Origin of the sequence: Janthinobacterium sp. SUN118 (assembly GCF_030397695.1) — a bacterium.
Lineage (GTDB): Bacteria > Pseudomonadota > Gammaproteobacteria > Burkholderiales > Burkholderiaceae_D > Janthinobacterium.
In genome coordinates, this window is record NZ_JAPUBV010000006.1 from 93543 (window position 1) to 110974 (window position 17432).

Here is a 17432-nt window from a genome sequence, read left to right on the forward strand (position 1 = left end):
AGCGAAAAAATAGTGCTTATTAATTAGGCAGGGAATCGGTTAAAATAGCAGGTTCCTCCGTCCATTCCAGGTTCTTCAGTGCAAATCGGCCCTCACATTCTGCGCAACAACGTTTTCGTCGCTCCCATGGCCGGCGTGACGGATCGGCCTTTCCGCCAGTTGTGCAAGCAGCTGGGGGCAGGCTATGCCGTGTCGGAGATGGCGGCGTCGAATCCGCGCCTGTGGGCGACGGAAAAAAGTTCGCGCCGCACGGACCATGAGGGCGAAATGGAGCCGAAAGCCGTGCAGATCGCCGGCGCCGATCCGCAAGACCTGGCCGACTGCGCCAAGTTCAATGTGGACCGGGGCGCGCAGATCATCGACATCAACATGGGTTGCCCCGTGAAGAAGGTGTGCAACAGCTGGTGCGGTTCGGCCCTGCTGCAGGACGAAAGCCTGGTCGAGAAGATTTTGCATGCCGTCGTCAACGCCGTCGACGTGCCCGTCACCCTGAAATTTCGCACGGGCTGGAACCGTTCCAACAAGAATGCCCTGACCATCGCCCGCATCGCCGAGCAGGCCGGCATCCAGATGCTGACCTTGCACGGCCGCACGCGCGCCGATGGCTACAAAGGCGATGCCGAATATGAAACCATTGCTGCCGTGAAAGCATCGGTGGGCATTCCCGTGGTGGCCAATGGCGACATTACCAGCCCGGAAAAAGCCCGCTTTGTGCTGGATCAAACAGGCGCCGATGCCGTCATGATCGGCCGCGCGGCGCAGGGCCGGCCGTGGATTTGCCGTGAAATCGATCATTTCCTGCGCACCGGCACCTTGCTGCCGGCGCCGTACGTGGACGAAGTGCGCACGCTGATGGATGAGCATTTGCGCGCCCACTACGCGTTTTATGGCGAATTTCTCGGCGTGCGCACGGCGCGCAAGCACATCGGCTGGTATGTGAAAGACCTGGAAGGCGGCGAAGCGTTCCGACAGCAAATGAACTTGCTCGAGTCGACGGAAGCGCAGTTGCTGGCCGTCGATCAATTTTTTGAGTCGCAATGGAAATTTGGCGAACGGTTACAATACCGCCTCTCCGAATCCAGTGAAAGTGGCCTGATAGAAGCGGCCACGACAGCATGAGCAGATAGCAAGAAAGTTGCGTATAAGTTAAGCAGTAAGTTAAAAGCAATACAAGGGCGAGCGCCTATACAGAGCGTCATGCAATATTAATTACACACCGAGACAAGACGGTAGCACGCGGACCGCATGAGCGACGCGGCAGCGGATTGTCAGGTGTTCAGCCGGTTGAAGCATAAAAATGAGCAAAGAAAGCATTCAGGAAGTCGTACAGAAAAGTCTAGAAGATTACTTCAATGACCTGGGCGAACAGCAAGCATCGAATATCTACGACATGGTCGTGCTGACCGTGGAAAAGCCCATCCTGGAAGTCGTGATGACACGCGCCGATGGCAACCAGTCGCACGCCGCGCAGATGCTGGGCATCAACCGCAATACCCTGCGCAAGAAATTGCAGGAGCACGGTTTGCTGTAATGCCGGCATGCAAGTGACGCCAAGATTTGAATCCGCCGCAGCCCGGCCCGGGCCTGCGCCATTCGCCAAGAACACTTAACCACCTAGCCACAGCCATGATCAAACAAGCTCTCCTCTCCGTTTCCGACAAGACCGGCGTACTCGAATTCGCCCGCGCCCTGTCTGCGCTCGGCGTCAACCTCCTGTCCACCGGCGGCACCGCCAAATTGCTGGCGGACAACGGTGTTCCCGTGACGGAAGTCGCCGATTACACGGGTTTCCCGGAGATGCTCGATGGCCGTGTGAAGACCCTGCACCCGAAAGTGCATGGCGGTATCCTGGCGCGCCGCGATTTCCCTGAGCACATGTCGAAACTGGTCGAGCACGACATGCCGACCATCGACATGGTGGTGGTCAACCTGTACCCGTTCCAGGGCACGGTGGCCAAGGCCGATTGCACTCTGGAAGACGCCATCGAGAACATCGATATCGGCGGCCCGACCATGCTGCGTTCGGCGGCCAAGAATCACAAGGACGTGGTCGTCATCTGTGACCCCACCGACTACGACGTGGTGCTGGCGGAAATGCGTGCGGCCGACGGCAAGGCCGGCGACGTGAGCTACGACACCAAATTCATGCTGGCGAAAAAAGTCTTTGCGCACACGGCGCAATACGATGGCGCCATCACCAACTACCTGACCAGCCTGGGCCCGACGAAAGTGCACGCCGAGCGCGGCGCCTATCCGCAAATCCTGAATGTCGCATTTGAGAAAGTGCAAGACATGCGCTACGGCGAGAATCCGCACCAGAGCGCCGCCTTCTACCGCGACCTGGCCGTCACCGACGGCGCGCTGGCCAACTACCGCCAGCTGCAAGGCAAGGAATTGTCGTACAACAACATCGCCGACGCCGATGCGGCTTGGGAATGCGTGAAGAGCCTCGGCGGTTTCGAGCAAAGCGCCGCCTGCGTCATCGTCAAGCACGCGAACCCCTGCGGCGTCGCGCTGGGCAAGAATGCGGCCGAAGCGTACGCGCGCGCCCTGCAGACGGACCCGACCTCGGCATTCGGCGGCATCATCGCGTTTAATACCGAACTGGACGGCGCTACCGCCGGCGAGATCGCCAAGCTGTTCGTCGAAGTGCTGATCGCGCCGTCGTTCTCGGCCGAAGCGAAACAGATTCTGTCGAGCAAGCAAAACGTGCGCATGCTGGAAATCCCGCTGGGCAATGGCGTCAACGCCATGGACTTCAAGCGCGTGGGCGGCGGTCTGCTGGTGCAATCGCCGGATGCGAAGAACGTCGCCATGGGCGACCTGCGCGTGGTCAGCAAGCTGCAGCCAACGCCGCAGCAATTGTCCGACCTGATGTTCGCCTGGAAAGTGGCGAAATTCGTCAAGTCGAATGCCATCGTCTTCTGCGGCGGCAACATGACCCTGGGCGTGGGCGCTGGCCAGATGAGCCGTATCGATTCGGCCCGCATCGCATCGATCAAGGCGCAGAACGCGGGCCTGTCGCTGGCCGGTTCCGTGGTGGCGTCGGACGCCTTCTTCCCGTTCCGCGACGGCCTCGACGTTGTCGTCGATGCGGGCGCGACCTGCGTCATCCACCCGGGCGGCTCCATGCGCGACCAGGAAGTGATCGATGCGGCCGACGAGCGCGGCGTCGTCATGCTCTACACGGGTACGCGTCACTTCCGTCACTAATATAGATAGAGAAAGTAGGCCGGATTGGCGGCGCCGAAGGCTGCGCGTCATCCGACAAGCGCAGTTGGCGACGCATGTCGGATGAGGCGTCCCGCTAATCCGACCTACCCCTACTCGATAAAGTACTCAGCGGCAGGCACCGGTTATTCACCGGTGCCTGCCGTATTCATTATAGAATCTGGCGATGATTATTCTTGGCATCGATCCTGGCCTGCGCACGACCGGCTTTGGGGTCATTGAAAAACACGGCAACAAGTTGCGCTATATCGCTTCGGGTACCGTCAAGACGGGGTCCGAAGGGGAATTGCCGCCGCGCCTGAAGGTCATCCTGCAGGGCGTGAGCGAGATCGTCGGCACTTACCAGCCCGACTGCGCGGCCATCGAAAAAGTGTTTGTCAACGTCAACCCCCAATCGACCCTGCTGCTGGGCCAGGCGCGCGGCGCGGCCATTTGCGCGCTCGTGCATGCCGACCTCTCGGTGGCCGAATATACGGCGCTGCAGGTGAAGCAGGCCGTCACGGGCCATGGCAAGGCGGCCAAGGAGCAGGTGCAGGAGATGGTGTCGCGCCTGCTGTCCTTGCCAGGCTTGCCCGGCACCGATGCGGCCGATGCGCTGGGCGTGGCCATTTGCCATGCCAACAGCATCGATGCGCTGGCCATGATAGGCGCGCTGGCGCCCCAGTTGCAGGGCTTGCGCATGAAGCGCGGCCGCCTGGTGGGCTAGGTTGCCAACTTGGCCCTCATATATCAATAGAAACAACGATACACAACATTAGGAACACGCGATGATAGGCCGTCTCTCCGGTATTTTGCTTGAAAAGAATCCGCCACAATTGCTGGTCGATTGCCAGGGCGTCGGCTATGAAGTCGACGTGCCGATGAGCACGTTTTACAACCTGCCCCACGTGGGCGAGAAAGTCGTGCTGTTCACGCACCAGGCCATCCGCGAAGATGCGCACCTGCTGTTTGGCTTCGGCAATGCGGCCGAGCGGGCCGTATTCCGCCAGTTGATCAAGATCACGGGTGTGGGTGCGCGCATGGCGCTGTCGATTCTCTCGGGCATGACGATTGCCGACCTGGCCCAGGCGATCACCCTGCAGGATTCCGGCCGCCTGGTGAAAGTACCGGGCATCGGCAAGAAGACGGCCGAACGGCTGTTGCTGGAACTGAAGGGCAAGCTGGGTGCCGATATCGGCGCCGGCGGCGCGCACGCGGCGCCGGACGCGCAATCGGACATCCTCAACGCCCTGGTGGCGCTCGGCTATTCGGACAAGGAAGCGCTGGCGGCCGTGAAAAACGTGCCGGCCGGCAGCGGCGTCTCCGACGGCATCAAACTGGCGCTGAAAGCGCTGTCGAAAGGCTGATCAGGCATGAGCATCCAGACCGACAGCTTCACGGAACAGCGCATCATCGACGCGGCCCCCATCTCGCACAACGAGGAGGCCATCGAACGGGCCTTGCGCCCGAAGCAGCTCGACGAGTACGTGGGACAGGAAAAGATCCGCGACCAGCTCGAGATTTTCATCACGGCCGCGCGCCAGCGCAAGGAAGCGCTCGACCACACCTTGCTGTTCGGCCCGCCGGGCCTGGGCAAGACGACCCTGGCGCACATTATCGCGCGCGAAATGGGCGTCAACCTGCGCCAGACCTCGGGCCCCGTGCTCGAGCGCCCGGGCGACCTGGCGGCGATCCTGACGAACCTGGAAGCGAACGACGTCCTGTTCATCGATGAAATCCACCGCCTGTCGCCGGTCGTCGAGGAAATTCTGTATCCGGCGCTCGAGGATTATCAAATCGACATCATGATCGGCGAAGGGCCGGCCGCCCGTTCCGTGAAGCTCGATTTGCAACCGTTTACCCTGGTCGGCGCCACCACGCGCGCTGGCATGCTGACCAATCCGCTGCGCGACCGCTTCGGCATCGTGGCGCGGCTGGAGTTCTACAACACGGGCGAGCTGACGAAGATCGTCACGCGCAGCGCGGCGCTGTTGAAGGCCCCGATCGACCCGGAAGGCGCGCACGAGATCGCCCAGCGCGCGCGCGGCACGCCGCGTATCGCCAACCGCCTGCTGCGCCGCGTGCGCGATTTCGCGGAAGTCAAAAGCAATGGCGAGATCACCAAGGTGGTGGCCGACCGCGCGCTGGCCATGCTCGACGTTGATTCCGTCGGCTTCGACGTGATGGACCGCAAGCTGCTTGAAGCCGTGCTGTTCAAGTTCGGCGGCGGTCCCGTCGGCATCGGGAACCTGGCGGCCGCCATCGGCGAAGCGGCCGACACCATCGAAGACGTGCTGGAGCCGTATCTGATCCAGCAAGGCTTTTTGCAGCGCACACCGCGCGGCAGGGTCGCCACGCCGGCCGCCTACCTGCATTTCGGCGTCAGCGCGCCGCGCATGGGCCCGAGCGGCGAAGCGTGGGAATTGTGATGGTGGAAGAGGGCGTATCTTCCAGCACGGGCATGCAGATCTGGATCGACGCCGATGCCTGTCCCGTGGTCATCAAGGAAATCCTGTACCGCGTCGCCGACCGCCTGGAATTGCCCGTGACCCTGGTGGCGAACCAGGGCTTGCGCGTGCCGCCGTCGCGTTTCATCCGCACCGTGCAAGTGCCGTCCGGCGCCGACGTGGCCGACCAGGAAATCGTGCGCCTGCTCAATGCGGGCGACCTGGTCGTCACGGGCGACATTCCGCTGGCCGCCGACGTGCTCACCAAGGGCGGTTACGCGCTGAACCCGCGCGGCGAGTTTTATACGAAAGATAATATCGCCCAGCAACTGACGATGCGCGCCTTCATGGAGGAATTGCGCAGCGGCGGCGTTGACACGGGCGGCCCGGCCGCCTTCAGCCAGTCGGACCGGCAGCAATTCGCCAACAGCCTCGACCGGCATTTGAGCAAGCACCACCGCAAGCCGGCCCCGGCGCAATAATCTGGGGACGAAAAAAAACCGGCTGCCAGGCCGGTTTTTTTATGTGTGCAGCTAGCTTAACGTGACACTTTTCGCGTGCCCACCACTTCCACCGTCACGCGGCGGTTCTTGGCGCGTCCGGCGGCGCTCGTGTTGTCGGCCACGGGCTGCGTCTCTCCCTTGCCTTCCGTGTAGACGCGGTTCGTCTCGATGCCGTGCGCCACCAGGTAAGCCTTGACGGCTTCGGCGCGGCGCTGCGACAGTGTCTGGTTGTAGGCGTCGGCACCGACGGCATCCGTATGGCCGACCGTGACGATGACTTCCAGGTCCATGCCCGTCAACTGACCGAGCAATTGCTCCAGCGCCGTCTTGCCTTGCGGCTTGAGCGTGGATTGATCGAAATCAAACAGCGCCTCGGAAGCAAACGACACTTTTTCCGCCACGGGGACCGGTGCGGGCTTGGTTTCGATCAGCGGCGGCGCCATCGTGACGACGGGCGCCACTGCCGGCGCCGGCTGGTAGGCGGGCGTGGCGCTGGCCGGGCGGCCCAGTTTGTACACGAGGCTGACGGAGTACAGGTCGGCGTCGCCGCGGTTGCCGACAGCATCGTTCAGGCGATAACGCTCGACTTCGCCGCGCAAGGCCAGCGCTTCGCTGAACTTGTATTCGAGGCCCAGGCCCAGCTTGGCATTGAGCTTGCGCTCGCTGGCATGCGTGTTCGTCGAGCCCAGCAGGCGGTTGCCGCTGAATTCCGTACTCGTCCTGGTGTAGTGCATGCCGACACGGCCCAGCAGGGACAGGCGCTGTGACAGCGGCAGCTGGCCCAGCAAGTCCAGGTTCACGCCGCGAAAGGCCGCTTCTCCATTGAGCACGCCATTGCCGCTGCTGGCGGACTGGAAATTGAATTTGCCCAGGTCAAAGTAGCCGGCTTCCACGGCCAGGTAGGGGGTCAGTTGCCGCCCGACAAACAGTTTATAGCCGGTGTCGCGCTCGTCCTTGTTGAAAGCGGTGACGTTTTCGCCGTTGGCGGCCAGGCTGGCGCGCAGGCGCGGCTCGTCGATGGTGGCGCGCGACTGGCCCACGCCCGCGCCGAGGTACCAGGCGCTGTTGGCCCAGTCCGGGTTGATGAAGGTGCTGTCCTGCGCTTGCGCCGAGTGGGCTGCCAGCAGGGAGCCGGCCATCACGCTCAGGGCGCCCAGTGTGTGTGCGATCGTCATGGTCATGTCCCGTTTATTTGGTGATCTGGTTGTTGCGCAGGGTAACGGCGGCTGCCGTCAGCACGCGGCCGTTGAGCAGTGTCGTATTGTCGCCCACCGTGATGGCGGCCGACTGGCCCAGGATGTTGCCCTTGAAGACGCTGTTGGCGGCCAGGGTGGTGGGGCCGACGGGCAGCCAGCTGACGTTGTCGGCCGTGGCGCCGTTGTTCAGGGCGACCACCGAGTTGACGGTCGAGTTCAGGGTCAGCGCCGTGCGGAAGATGTACACGCCGGGACCGTTCAGGGTCAAGGTGCCCGTGATGCTGATGGCGCCCGCATAGCAGTACACGCCGGGGCCGAAGGTCTGGCCGCCGAGGTCGATGCCGCCGGCAAAGCTGACGTCGCAGCTGCGGCTGTTGCCGTCCGTGATCGCCGCCTGCAGGTCCGTCATGGCGCCGGCCAGGATGGCGCCCGACTTGTAGTTGCTGAAACCTGCCGCCTGGGTCGGATCGACCGTTTGCGACGGCGCGCCGACGTCGCCCGTGATCAGGGTGGTGCCGCCCGAATTGTTGGTGATCGAGGTGCCGGCCAGCACGCCGAACGGCGCCGCGCGGCCCAGGTTGATCGGGTTGAACACGGGCGGGATGGCGACGGCCGTGACGGTCAGCAGCGCGCTGCCCGACTGGCCGCCGGCCGTGGCGGTGATGTTGCTGGTGCCGACGGCGATGCCGGTGGCGACGCCCGTGTTCAGTACGGTGGCGTTGGCAACGGTGCCCGCCGTCCAGGTGGCGCCGGCGGTGACGACGGCGTTCGAACCGTCCGAATACGTTGCCGTGGCAACAAATTGCTGTACGCCGCCGACGGCGATGCTGGCGGTGGCCGGCGTGACGGCGATGCTGACCAGGGTGAGGGCAGGCACGGTGACGCTGGTGCTGGCCGTCTTGCCGTTGAAGCTCGCGTTCATGACGCTGCTACCGAAGGCCAGGCCCGTGACGAGGCCGCCGCTGGCGACGCTGGCGACAGCGGGCGTGGCGGCAACGAAGCTGCTGCCGGCGGTCACGTCAACGGTGCTGCCATCCGAGTACGTGGCGAGGACAGCCAGCTGGCGCGTGGCGGCAACGGCAACGATGGGGTTTTGCGGCGCGACGGCGATCGCCAGCAAGGTTGCCGGGGTAACGGTCAGCACGGTGCTGGCCATGAGCGTACCCGTGGTGGCCGTGATCTGCGTCGTGCCGGCAACCTTGCCCAGGGCCAGGCCGTCAGCGGCGATGCCGGCCGTGGCGGGACTGGCCGAGGCAAAGGCCGAGACGGCCGTGACGTCGCGTGTGGTGCTGTCGCTGAAGCTGCCGGTCACCGTGAATTGCTGTGATGCGCCGATGGCGATGGACGGCGTGAGCGGCGTGATGGCAATCGCCGTGAGCGTGGCTGGCGAGACGGTCAACTGGGCCGTGGCGCTCTTGCCGCCAAACGCGGCGCTGATGCTGCTGCCGCCCGCAGCCACGCCAGCGGCAAGGCCGCTGCTGGCGTTGACGGTGGCGCTGGCCGGCGTGGCGGACGTCCAGGCCGCCTTGGCGCTGACGTCTTGCGAAGAGCCGTCGCCGTACGTGGCGATGGCCGTGAATTGCTGGGCGCCGCCGATGGCCAACGTCGCCGTCGCCGGTGTGACGGTCAGGCTGGCAAGGGTGGTGGCGGGCAAGCCGAGGATGGGATCGCGTCCCTGGTCGCCGCCGCCGCAACCGGCCAGGGCGGCCATGGCCAGCAAACCTGCCGAGACGAGCAGCGGGTTCAGATATCGTTGGAAGAGGTTCATATGTTTCCTTTGTGCTTGGGCAAGTCATTGCCGGGCATCCACGGATGAGGTCATCCTGCGGAGCCATGCCGCCCTTCGCTACAGGGCGATGGCGTCACAGGCATGCACTATTTCATTTAGGAAACTTCAGGTATGTTCGGTGGCGCGCATAGGTTCTTAGCATTTGGAAATATCTCCTAAAACGCGCTGTTCGGCCTGGAATACAACACCAGGGCGCCGCTTCCGGACGCAAAAAAGCCGGCGCAGGGCCGGCTTCATCAGGGCAGGGCGTGTGCTGCTTATTCTTCGCGCACCCACGTTTGCGAGCGGCCAAACATCGGCACGCCGACATAGCCGCGCACTTGTAGCTTGGTGCCGCCTTCCGTCAGCTCGGCCTTGCTCTTGTAGGTCTTGCCATTGGCCGGATCCATGATTTCGCCGCCCGTCCATTCCTTGCCGTCATATTTCAGGCCGGACAGGATCACCATACCGATGATGGGCTGGTCTTTCTTGGCGCCCGTGCACTTGTCGCACTTGGGGTTTTGATCTTCGTCAGGGCCGCGGAACAGCTTCTCGATCTTGCCTTGCAAGACGCCGTTGCTTTCCGTGATGACGATGAGGGATTTCGGCTTGCCGCTGGCGTCGTCGATGGTTTTCCACGTGCCGACAGGGGTGTAGTTGCCGTCGCGCGCGGTGGCGCTGCCGGCGATGGCCAGGGCGGCCACCAGTACGCTTGCTTTGACGCTTGCTGTGAGTATGTTATGCATCGCTAGTCTCCAATGGTTTTTTTTGATCGGGTCACGAACAGTTTTTATACCAAGGCAAGACTATCAGTGCTGCGCGGCGTCACGGATGACGCCGCGCAATTCTGCCAAACTTGCCTTATGCGCTAGCTAGTTTAGCAAACTGTTCGCGCAATTTTTCAATTGTGGCCGAAAAACTGAGCAAACGCTCGTTTTCTTGCGCAACAATGGCGGCAGGCGCGCGGGCGACGAAGCTTTCATTGCCCAATTTGCTGTTGACCTTGGCAATTTCCGCTTCGATGCGGGCGATTTCCTTGCCCAGGCGCTCGCGTTCGGCAGCCACGTCGATTTCCACTTTCAGCATCAGCTTGGTGGTGCCGACGATGGCGACGGCCGCTGGCGAGTCCGGCAACGCATCGACGATCTGCACCTCGGCCAGCTTGCCCAGCGACTGGATGTACGGCGCGTACGACGCCAGCGCTTCTTTCTCGCTGGCATTGCCCGCTTCGACGATCAGCGGCACGCGCACGGAAGGCGAGATCTGCATTTCGCCGCGCAGGTTGCGCGTGGCGTCCGTCAATGCTTTCAGCTGCTGCATCCACGCTTCCGCCGATTCGTCGATCTTGTCGGTGTTGGCGATCGGATACGGCTGCATCATGATCGAATCGCCCTCTGGCTTGAGCGTCTTGCCGGCCAGTGGCGCCACTGTCTGCCACAGCGCTTCCGTGACGAAGGGGATGATCGGATGGGCCAGGCGCAGCACCACTTCCAGCACGCGCAGCAGGGTGTGGCGGGTGGCGCGCTGCTGGCCTTCCGTGCCCTGCTGCACCTGGACTTTTGCGACTTCCAGGTACCAGTCGCAATACTCGTCCCAGACGAATTTGTAGATGGTGGCGGCGATATTGTCGAAACGGAAATCTTCGAAACCCTTGGCCACGTCCAGTTCCGCCTTTTGCAGCAGGGAAATAATCCACTTGTCCGCCTGCGACAGGTCGGCGTCATTCGGCGAACAATCCTTGTTCTCCGTATTCATCATGACGAAACGGGTGGCGTTCCACATCTTGTTGCAGAAGTTGCGGTAGCCTTCGCAGCGGCCCAGGTCGAAATTGATGTTGCGGCCCAGCGAAGCATAGCTGGCCATGGTGAAGCGCACGGCGTCCGTGCCATAGGCGGAAATGCCCTCCGGGAATTCCTTGCGCGTCGCCTTGGTGATCTTTTCCGCGTCGCGCGGGTTCATCAGACCCGTGGTGCGCTTGACGATCAAGCCTTCCAGGTCGATGCCGTCGATCAGGTCGATCGGGTCCAGCGTGTTGCCCTTCGACTTGGACATCTTCTGACCCGTCGAATCGCGCACGAGGCCGTGCACGTAGACGGTTTCAAACGGCACCTTGCCCGTGAAGTGCGCCGTCATCATGACCATGCGCGCGACCCAGAAGAAAATGATGTCGAAACCGGTGACCAGCACGGACGACGGCAGGAACGCCTTCATGTCCGGTGTTTCTTCAGGCCAACCCATGGTCGAGAACGGCACCAGGGCCGACGAGAACCACGTGTCGAGCACGTCGTCGTCGCGCTTCAGCGGGCCCGTGCTGCCGGCGGCCAGGGCCTTGGCTTGCGCCTCAGCTTCCGTCTTGGCAACAAAGATATTGCCCTTGTCGTCGTACCAGGCGGGGATTTGATGGCCCCACCACAGCTGGCGCGAGATGCACCAGTCCTGGATGTTGTTGAGCCACTGGTTGTAGGTGGTGCTCCAGTTTTCCGGCACGAACTTGATTTCGCCGCTGGCGACCTTGTCCAGCGCCGTCTCGGCGATCGACTTGCCGGGGAAGAAAGTGCCTTCCGGGGCCGGCTTGCTCATGGCGACGAACCACTGGTCCGTCAGCATCGGCTCGATGACGACGCCCGTGCGGTCGCCGCGCGGCACCATCAGCTTGTGCGGCTTGACTTGCTCGAGCAAGCCTTGCGCATCGAGGTCGGCCACGATCTGCTTGCGCGCGGCGAAACGGTCCATGCCGCGGTACGCTTCCGGCGCATCGTCGGTGATCTTCGCGTCCAGGGTCAGGATGACGATCTGCGCCAGTTTGTGGCGCTGGCCGACGGCGTAATCGTTCATGTCATGCGCGGGGGTAATCTTGACGCAGCCCGTGCCGAATTCCTTGTCGACGTATTCGTCGGCGATGATGGGGATTTCGCGGTCGGTCAGCGGCAGTTTCAGCATCTTGCCCACCAGCGCCGTGTAGCGCTCGTCCGTCGGATCGACGGCCACGGCCACGTCGCCCAGCATGGTTTCAGGACGGGTCGTCGCCACCGTCAGGAAGCCGCTGCCGTCGGCCAGCGGGTACTTGATGTACCACATGGAGCCGTCTTCTTCCTCGGACACCACTTCCAGGTCGGAAACCGCCGTGCCCAGCACGGGATCCCAGTTGACGAGGCGCTTGCCGCGGTAGATCAGGCCTTGCTCGAACAGGCGCACGAAGACGTCGGTGACGACTTTCGAGCGCGGCTCGTCCATCGTGAAGTATTCGCGCTGCCAGTCCGCCGAGGCGCCCAGGCGGCGCATCTGGCCGGTGATGATGGAACCGGATTTTTCTTTCCATTCCCACACTTTTTCCACGAATTTCTCGCGGCCCAGGTCATGGCGCGAAATCTTTTGCGCATCCAGCTGGCGTTGCACGACGATTTGCGTGGCGATGCCCGCGTGGTCGGTGCCGGGAATCCAGGCCGTGTTGTGGCCCAGCATGCGGTGGTAGCGCGTCAGGCCATCCATGATGGTCTGGTTGAACGCATGGCCCATGTGCAGGGTGCCGGTGACGTTCGGCGGCGGCAACTGGATGCTGAAGGAAGGTTTTCCCGCATCGAGGGTGGCGGTAAAGTAACCGCGCTGTTCCCACTCGGTGCGCCAGAATTGTTCAATGTCGGCGGGCTCGAAAGACTTGGCTAATTCCATGATTTGGCGTGTGATTGGCAAAAGGAACCATTATAGATGACGCGGCATCGCCTGCAGCGGGGTAGCGGGCATTTTTCAGTGTTTTGGCGGCTTTGCGGACCGTTGGCGGGCAAGGGAACGGGGGTAAAACAGCTGGCGATGTTATAATGTCGGCCTCGGCGCCTCCTGCCTCATCTTCGCGGACGGCGCCAGCGGACGCAGTTTTACCCAACTCTCGTCCGCGCCATACGGCTAGCGCATCAGCGATGCCAGCCACTTTCAGTGCGTCCCCTGCGGGCCGGGCGCCTGAGCCACGCGCACCGCCAGCGGTGCACCATTCACGGCGGACTACCGCGCGCCATCGTTTCCCGGCCGCGCCGCCACAGCTTAGCCAGGAATGTTGTTATCTGGCCCGTCGTCTTTCGATACGGCATGTTCCGCAGCGCCTGGCCGCTGTGGCCGTGCCATGGCCGCGCGCTTTCCCGGCGATGCCTGCATAAGGAAACCAGCATGAAAAAACTCTCGATCAGCGTCGGCCTCGTTTCGACCATCGCCACCCTGGGCGCCATGCCCGCCGTCCACGCCCAGTCGTCCGTCGAGCCGTCTTCGGTCACCATGTATGGCTTGATGGATGCGGCCCTGGTACAGGAGCGCGGCATCAGCAAGCTGACCAGTGGCGTTTCGGCCGGTTCGCGCCTGGGCCTGCGCGGCACGGAGTCGCTGGGCGACGGCTGGCAAGCCGTGTTTACCCTGGAAGCGGGCGTGCAGGGCGACACGGGCCGCTCTGACCAGGCGGGACAGTTGTTCGGCCGCCAGGCCTTTGTCGGCTTGAACAGCCCCCTGGGCATGCTGACCGTGGGCCGCCAGTACAACCTGCAAAGCCAGGCGCTGACGGACATGGCCGACCCGTTCGAGGGCGGCATGGCCGGCGCCTCGACCAACCTGGCCGGCTATTCGGCCACGCGCATCGACAATACCGTGCGCTACACCTCGCCCGAGTTGCGCGGCGTCACGGCCACCGTCATGTACGGCTTTGGCGAGCATACGGGTGTTGCGGCAGATCAACGCTCGCTGGGCCTGGCCCTGGGCTATGTCAACGGTCCCCTGACCCTGCGCCTGGCGCGCCAGAGCCGTGGCGGCGAGTTCGGCAAGGCCGACGTCAACAACACCATCCTGGCCGGCAACTACAACTTTGGCGTGGCGACGGCGTTTGCCGGCTATGGCCGCAACACGGGCGACGGCAGCACGATGTTCTTTGCCGAGAATCCATATGGCGCGGCGCAGGCGCCGGCCCAGTCGACGGACAGCCGCGACGCCATCGTCGGCGTTGCCGTGCCGCTCGGCGCGACGACCCTGCTGGCCTCGTTCATCCACAAGGATGACCGCGATGCCGCCAACCGCGATGCGCAGCAGCTGGCCATCGGCGCCACGTATGCCTTGTCCAAGCGCAGCAAGCTGTATGTTGCCTACGCGCATATCCGCAACCGCAACGACGCCGCCTACATGGTGGGCAATGCCACGGAAGTGGGCACGGGCAACCGCGCGCTGAACATCGGCTTGCGCCACGCGTTTTAAGCCGGCAGTTTCTTTCCTTGCTGCAATAGCGCCTCGAAGGCGGGCGCGGCCAGCGGACGGCTGAACAGGTAGCCCTGCATCTGCTCGCAGCCGTGCTGGCGCAGGAAGGCCAGCTGCTGCGCCGTTTCCACGCCTTCGGCGATCACGCTCAGGCGCAGGCTGTGCGCCAGCGAAATGATGGCGCGCACGATGGCCGCGTCGTCGTCGCTGTGCGTGATGTCGCTGACGAAGGATTTGTCGATTTTCAGCACGTCGATGGGGAAGTGGCGCAGATAGGCGAGGCTGGAATAGCCGGTGCCGAAGTCGTCGATCGACAGTTGCACGCCCAGCGCCTTCAGGTTGCCCATGATGGCCGTGGCTTGTTCCACGTCATGCATGACCATGCTTTCCGTCAATTCCAGTTCCAGGTAGGCCGCATCGAGTCCCGTCTCGGCCAGCGCCTGCGCCACCGCATGCAGCAGGTTCTTTTGCTTGAATTGCCGCGCCGACAGGTTGACGGCCAGGCGCAGCGGCCCATGGCCGGCCAGCTGCCAGGCACGCGCCTGCGCGCACGCCGTGCGCAGCACCCAGTCGCCGATGGGCGTGATCAAGCCCATTTCCTCGGCCAGGCCGATGAAGCTGGCCGGCGCGATGCGTCCCAGTTGCGGATGGTTCCAGCGCAGCAGCGCTTCCATGCCCGTCACGGCGCCGCTGGCCAGGTCCAGCTGCGGCTGGTATTCGAGGTGGAACTGCCCGCGCTCCAGGGCGTGGCGCAATTCGCTTTCCAGTTCCAGCCGCTCCAGCGTGCCCGCATTCATGCTCGACGCATAGAATTGCCAGTGGCCCCGTCCCTGTTCCTTGGCGCGGTACATGGCGATGTCGGCATGCTTGATCAGGGTATCGCCATCGTTGCCATCGTCGGGATACACGGCCACGCCCATGCAGCAGCTGAGAAAGAATTCATATTCGCCCAGCTGCAGCGGCCGCGCCACGGCGTCGAGGATGCGCTGCAGGATGGCCGCGCCCGGTTCGCCATCGCCATGCTGGGGCAGCAGCAGCACGAATTCGTCGCCGCCCAGGCGCGCCACCGTGTCGACTTCGCGCGTGGCGTCGCGCAGGCGCTCGGCCACGCTTTTCAGCACGCTGTCGCCCGCGTCGTGGCCCAGGGTGTCGTTGACGAACTTGAAGCGGTCGAGGTCGATGAAGACCACCCACAGGGGCAGCTTGCTGCGCCGCGCCACGGCCATCGCCTGCTCCAGCCGCTCGCGCAGCAGCAGGCGGTTGGCCAGGCCCGTCAGGACGTCGTGCCGCGACTGGAATTCCAGCTGCTGCTCGAAGCGCATGATGGTGCTGATGTCGTATTGGGCGACGACAAAGTGGCTGACGGGGCCATCGCCATCGTCGCGCACGGGCGCCACGAACAGTTCGCTCCAGTAGCAGCTGCCATCCCTGCGGTAATTGCGCACGATGGCCTTGCCCTCGCGCCGCTCGCGCAGGGCTGCGGTAATTGCATGCATGTCCTGCCGCGCATGTTCGGGACCCTGCAAGTCTTCCAGGCGCTGCCCGATGACCTCGCTGGCCGCATAGCCGGTGATGCGCTCGAACGCGGGATTCACGTATTCGATCAGGTAGCCGGGCGCGTCGGCGCTGCACAGGATGATGGCATTGGCCGACACTTCGATGATGCGTTCGCGCAAGCGCAGCGATTTTTCATTGTGCATGCGCGCGGCGATGTCCTCGGACAGGCGCAGATTGGCAAACTGCAGCGCCGCCGTGCGTTCGCCCGTGATGCGCGCAATGACGCTGTTGCGCGACACCAGCTGGTAGACATAGGCGGCCGCCAGCAAACTCGACAGCAGTCCGCCCAGCAGCACATACAGCGAACCGCGGCGGTTGGCGTCGAACGTCAGCCCGTGCGCGGGCAGCAGGGCGGCGCTCAGCGCATGGCCGCTGGCGTGGTGCTGCCACAGCAGCCTGGCGCTTTCCGCTTCGATCTGGCGCGCCGAGACATAGCACAGGGCCGTCAGGCACAGCCCGGCCGCCAGCGTGAGCAGGGCCGAGGTGGAGACGGAAATGGAGATGCGCTTGAAGAATGATTGCATGGTGGCGTCCGGTGGCTGTGCGCGCCGGTGCGTGTCCATGATCAGGTCGCCCGGTTAGGACTGGACTGTAGGGCCGCGGCCGATTCAGCGTCCGTACGCTAGCGAACGGACGACCATGCCAACAAGAAATATAGTCGGGCCACTGTGCAAGCGCTGTGTTACGCTGCACAGCATGGCGGCTCTCGTTCGGACGCCTTTCACATATCCCCTAGCTGACGACTGGAAACCAGGAACCCTGCCCATGTCGAGTCCGCATGCCCAGTTGCACAACCCGAATCAAAACCATTTGCTCGCCGCCATGCTCGACGCCGATTTCGCGCGCCTGGCGCCGCACCTCGAGCAAGTGCCGATGCTGCTGGGCGACGTGATCTACGATTCGGGCGACAAGCTGCAGCATGTGCATTTTCCCACCACGGCCATCGTATCCCTGCATTACCTGCTGGAAAACGGCGGCTCGTCCGAGATCGCCGGCGTCGGCAATGAGGGCATGGTGGGCGTGTCGCTGTTCATGGGCGGCAATTCCACGCCGAGCCGCGCCGTCGTGCAGACGGGCGGCGTCGGCTATCGCCTGAAGGCGCATCTGCTGATGGAGGAATTCGACCGCGCCGGCCCCGTGATGCGCCTGTTGCTGCGCTATACGCAGGCGCTGATCACGCAAATGTCGCAGACGGCCGTGTGCAACCGCCACCATACGGTGGAACAGCAGCTGTGCCGCTGGCTGCTGCTGACCATGGACCGCCTGCCGAACCGCGAGCTGACGATGACGCAGGAATTGATTGCCAACATGCTGGGCGTGCGCCGCGAAGGCGTGACGGAAGCGGCGGGGCGCCTGCAGGCGCGCGGCTTCATCAGCTATCGGCGCGGGCATATCACGGTGCAGGACCGCGCCGGCCTCGAAGGCCATGTGTGCGAATGCTATGGCGTGGTGAAGAAGGAATTCGCGCGCCTGTTGTCGGACGTGCGCCAGCGTCAGGGCCATTGAGTTCCCCCGTCCCCTCTTTCAT

Annotated in this window: 14 protein-coding genes; 9 read left to right on the forward strand and 5 right to left on the reverse strand. The window is 63.5% G+C overall.

Annotated features, from left to right (window positions below; all coding sequences use genetic code 11):
• Positions 1 to 78: 78 nt before the first annotated feature.
• The 7 genes from dusB to O0880_RS26120 all read left to right on the forward strand — a co-directional run bounded on the left by dusB (position 79) and on the right by O0880_RS26120 (position 6139).
• A complete protein-coding gene (gene dusB, locus O0880_RS26090) occupies positions 79 to 1119 on the forward strand; it encodes a tRNA dihydrouridine synthase DusB (protein ID WP_289889413.1) in 1041 nt (346 codons plus the stop codon).
• Positions 1120 to 1297: 178 nt separating this feature from the next.
• Entirely contained in the window at positions 1298 to 1531 is a 234-nt protein-coding gene (locus O0880_RS26095; RefSeq protein WP_008445162.1) for a helix-turn-helix domain-containing protein, read from the forward strand.
• Positions 1532 to 1626: 95 nt separating this feature from the next.
• Positions 1627 to 3213 carry a bifunctional phosphoribosylaminoimidazolecarboxamide formyltransferase/IMP cyclohydrolase gene (gene purH, locus O0880_RS26100; protein ID WP_289889414.1) on the forward strand — a complete coding sequence of 529 codons (1587 nt, stop codon included), beginning with the start codon at positions 1627 to 1629 and terminating at the stop codon, positions 3211 to 3213.
• A 184-nt stretch (positions 3214 to 3397) separates the two neighbouring features.
• Positions 3398 to 3937 (forward strand): crossover junction endodeoxyribonuclease RuvC, encoded by a 540-nt coding sequence (gene ruvC, locus O0880_RS26105; RefSeq protein ID WP_034784777.1) that lies wholly within the window; start codon positions 3398 to 3400, stop codon positions 3935 to 3937.
• A gap of 61 nt (positions 3938 to 3998) precedes the next feature.
• Entirely contained in the window at positions 3999 to 4577 is a 579-nt protein-coding gene (ruvA, locus tag O0880_RS26110) for a Holliday junction branch migration protein RuvA (RefSeq protein ID WP_070222695.1), read from the forward strand.
• A 6-nt stretch (positions 4578 to 4583) separates the two neighbouring features.
• Positions 4584 to 5639 carry a Holliday junction branch migration DNA helicase RuvB gene (gene ruvB / locus O0880_RS26115; protein ID WP_071325394.1) on the forward strand — a complete coding sequence of 352 codons (1056 nt, stop codon included), beginning with the start codon at positions 4584 to 4586 and terminating at the stop codon, positions 5637 to 5639.
• Positions 5640 to 5671: 32 nt separating this feature from the next.
• Complete coding sequence (locus tag O0880_RS26120) at positions 5672 to 6139, forward strand: YaiI/YqxD family protein (RefSeq protein WP_071326709.1); 468 nt, start codon at positions 5672 to 5674, stop codon at positions 6137 to 6139.
• A gap of 56 nt (positions 6140 to 6195) precedes the next feature.
• Here the strand turns inward: O0880_RS26120 and O0880_RS26125 are convergent, their stop codons facing one another.
• The 4 genes from O0880_RS26125 to O0880_RS26140 form a co-directional block, all read right to left on the reverse strand.
• Positions 6196 to 7335 carry an OmpA family protein gene (locus O0880_RS26125; RefSeq protein ID WP_289889415.1) on the reverse strand — a complete coding sequence of 380 codons (1140 nt, stop codon included), beginning with the start codon at positions 7333 to 7335 and terminating at the stop codon, positions 6196 to 6198.
• 13 nt (positions 7336 to 7348) lie between these two features.
• Positions 7349 to 9124, reverse strand: a complete 1776-nt coding sequence (locus O0880_RS26130) for an ice-binding family protein (protein ID WP_289889416.1) — start codon at positions 9122 to 9124, stop codon at positions 7349 to 7351.
• 278 nt (positions 9125 to 9402) lie between these two features.
• Entirely contained in the window at positions 9403 to 9870 is a 468-nt protein-coding gene (locus O0880_RS26135; protein WP_289889417.1) for a DUF2147 domain-containing protein, read from the reverse strand.
• Between the two features lie 115 nt (positions 9871 to 9985).
• Complete coding sequence (locus tag O0880_RS26140) at positions 9986 to 12793, reverse strand: valine--tRNA ligase (protein WP_289889418.1); 2808 nt, start codon at positions 12791 to 12793, stop codon at positions 9986 to 9988.
• 489 nt (positions 12794 to 13282) lie between these two features.
• Here O0880_RS26140 and O0880_RS26145 point away from each other — a divergent pair, with 489 nt between their 5' ends.
• Entirely contained in the window at positions 13283 to 14347 is a 1065-nt protein-coding gene (locus tag O0880_RS26145) for a porin (protein WP_289889419.1), read from the forward strand.
• Here the strand turns inward: O0880_RS26145 and O0880_RS26150 are convergent.
• Positions 14344 to 16428 carry a bifunctional diguanylate cyclase/phosphodiesterase gene (locus tag O0880_RS26150; RefSeq protein ID WP_289889420.1) on the reverse strand — a complete coding sequence of 695 codons (2085 nt, stop codon included), beginning with the start codon at positions 16426 to 16428 and terminating at the stop codon, positions 14344 to 14346. The two genes, O0880_RS26145 and O0880_RS26150, sit on opposite strands and share 4 nt — an antisense overlap.
• A 241-nt stretch (positions 16429 to 16669) precedes the next feature.
• Here O0880_RS26150 and O0880_RS26155 point away from each other — a divergent pair, with 241 nt between their 5' ends.
• A complete protein-coding gene (locus O0880_RS26155; protein WP_289889421.1) occupies positions 16670 to 17410 on the forward strand; it encodes a Crp/Fnr family transcriptional regulator in 741 nt (246 codons plus the stop codon).
• Positions 17411 to 17432 lie beyond the last annotated feature (22 nt).

What these genes read in the sequence shown, in the direction of transcription:
- O0880_RS26095 (WP_008445162.1), top strand. Translation starts at nt 1,298, where the DNA reads ATGAGCAAAGAAAGCATTCAGGAAGTCGTACAGAAAAGTCTAGAAGAT.
- purH (WP_289889414.1), top strand. Translation starts at nt 1,627, where the DNA reads ATGATCAAACAAGCTCTCCTCTCCGTTTCCGACAAGACCGGCGTACTC.
- ruvC (WP_034784777.1), top strand. Translation starts at nt 3,398, where the DNA reads ATGATTATTCTTGGCATCGATCCTGGCCTGCGCACGACCGGCTTTGGG.
- ruvA (WP_070222695.1), top strand. Translation starts at nt 3,999, where the DNA reads ATGATAGGCCGTCTCTCCGGTATTTTGCTTGAAAAGAATCCGCCACAA.
- ruvB (WP_071325394.1), top strand. Translation starts at nt 4,584, where the DNA reads ATGAGCATCCAGACCGACAGCTTCACGGAACAGCGCATCATCGACGCG.
- O0880_RS26120 (WP_071326709.1), top strand. Translation starts at nt 5,672, where the DNA reads ATGCAGATCTGGATCGACGCCGATGCCTGTCCCGTGGTCATCAAGGAA.
- O0880_RS26125 (WP_289889415.1), bottom strand. Translation starts at nt 7,335, where the DNA reads ATGACGATCGCACACACACTGGGCGCCCTGAGCGTGATGGCCGGCTCC.
- O0880_RS26130 (WP_289889416.1), bottom strand. Translation starts at nt 9,124, where the DNA reads ATGAACCTCTTCCAACGATATCTGAACCCGCTGCTCGTCTCGGCAGGT.
- O0880_RS26135 (WP_289889417.1), bottom strand. Translation starts at nt 9,870, where the DNA reads ATGCATAACATACTCACAGCAAGCGTCAAAGCAAGCGTACTGGTGGCC.
- O0880_RS26140 (WP_289889418.1), bottom strand. Translation starts at nt 12,793, where the DNA reads ATGGAATTAGCCAAGTCTTTCGAGCCCGCCGACATTGAACAATTCTGG.
- O0880_RS26145 (WP_289889419.1), top strand. Translation starts at nt 13,283, where the DNA reads ATGAAAAAACTCTCGATCAGCGTCGGCCTCGTTTCGACCATCGCCACC.
- O0880_RS26150 (WP_289889420.1), bottom strand. Translation starts at nt 16,428, where the DNA reads ATGCAATCATTCTTCAAGCGCATCTCCATTTCCGTCTCCACCTCGGCC.
- O0880_RS26155 (WP_289889421.1), top strand. Translation starts at nt 16,670, where the DNA reads ATGTCGAGTCCGCATGCCCAGTTGCACAACCCGAATCAAAACCATTTG.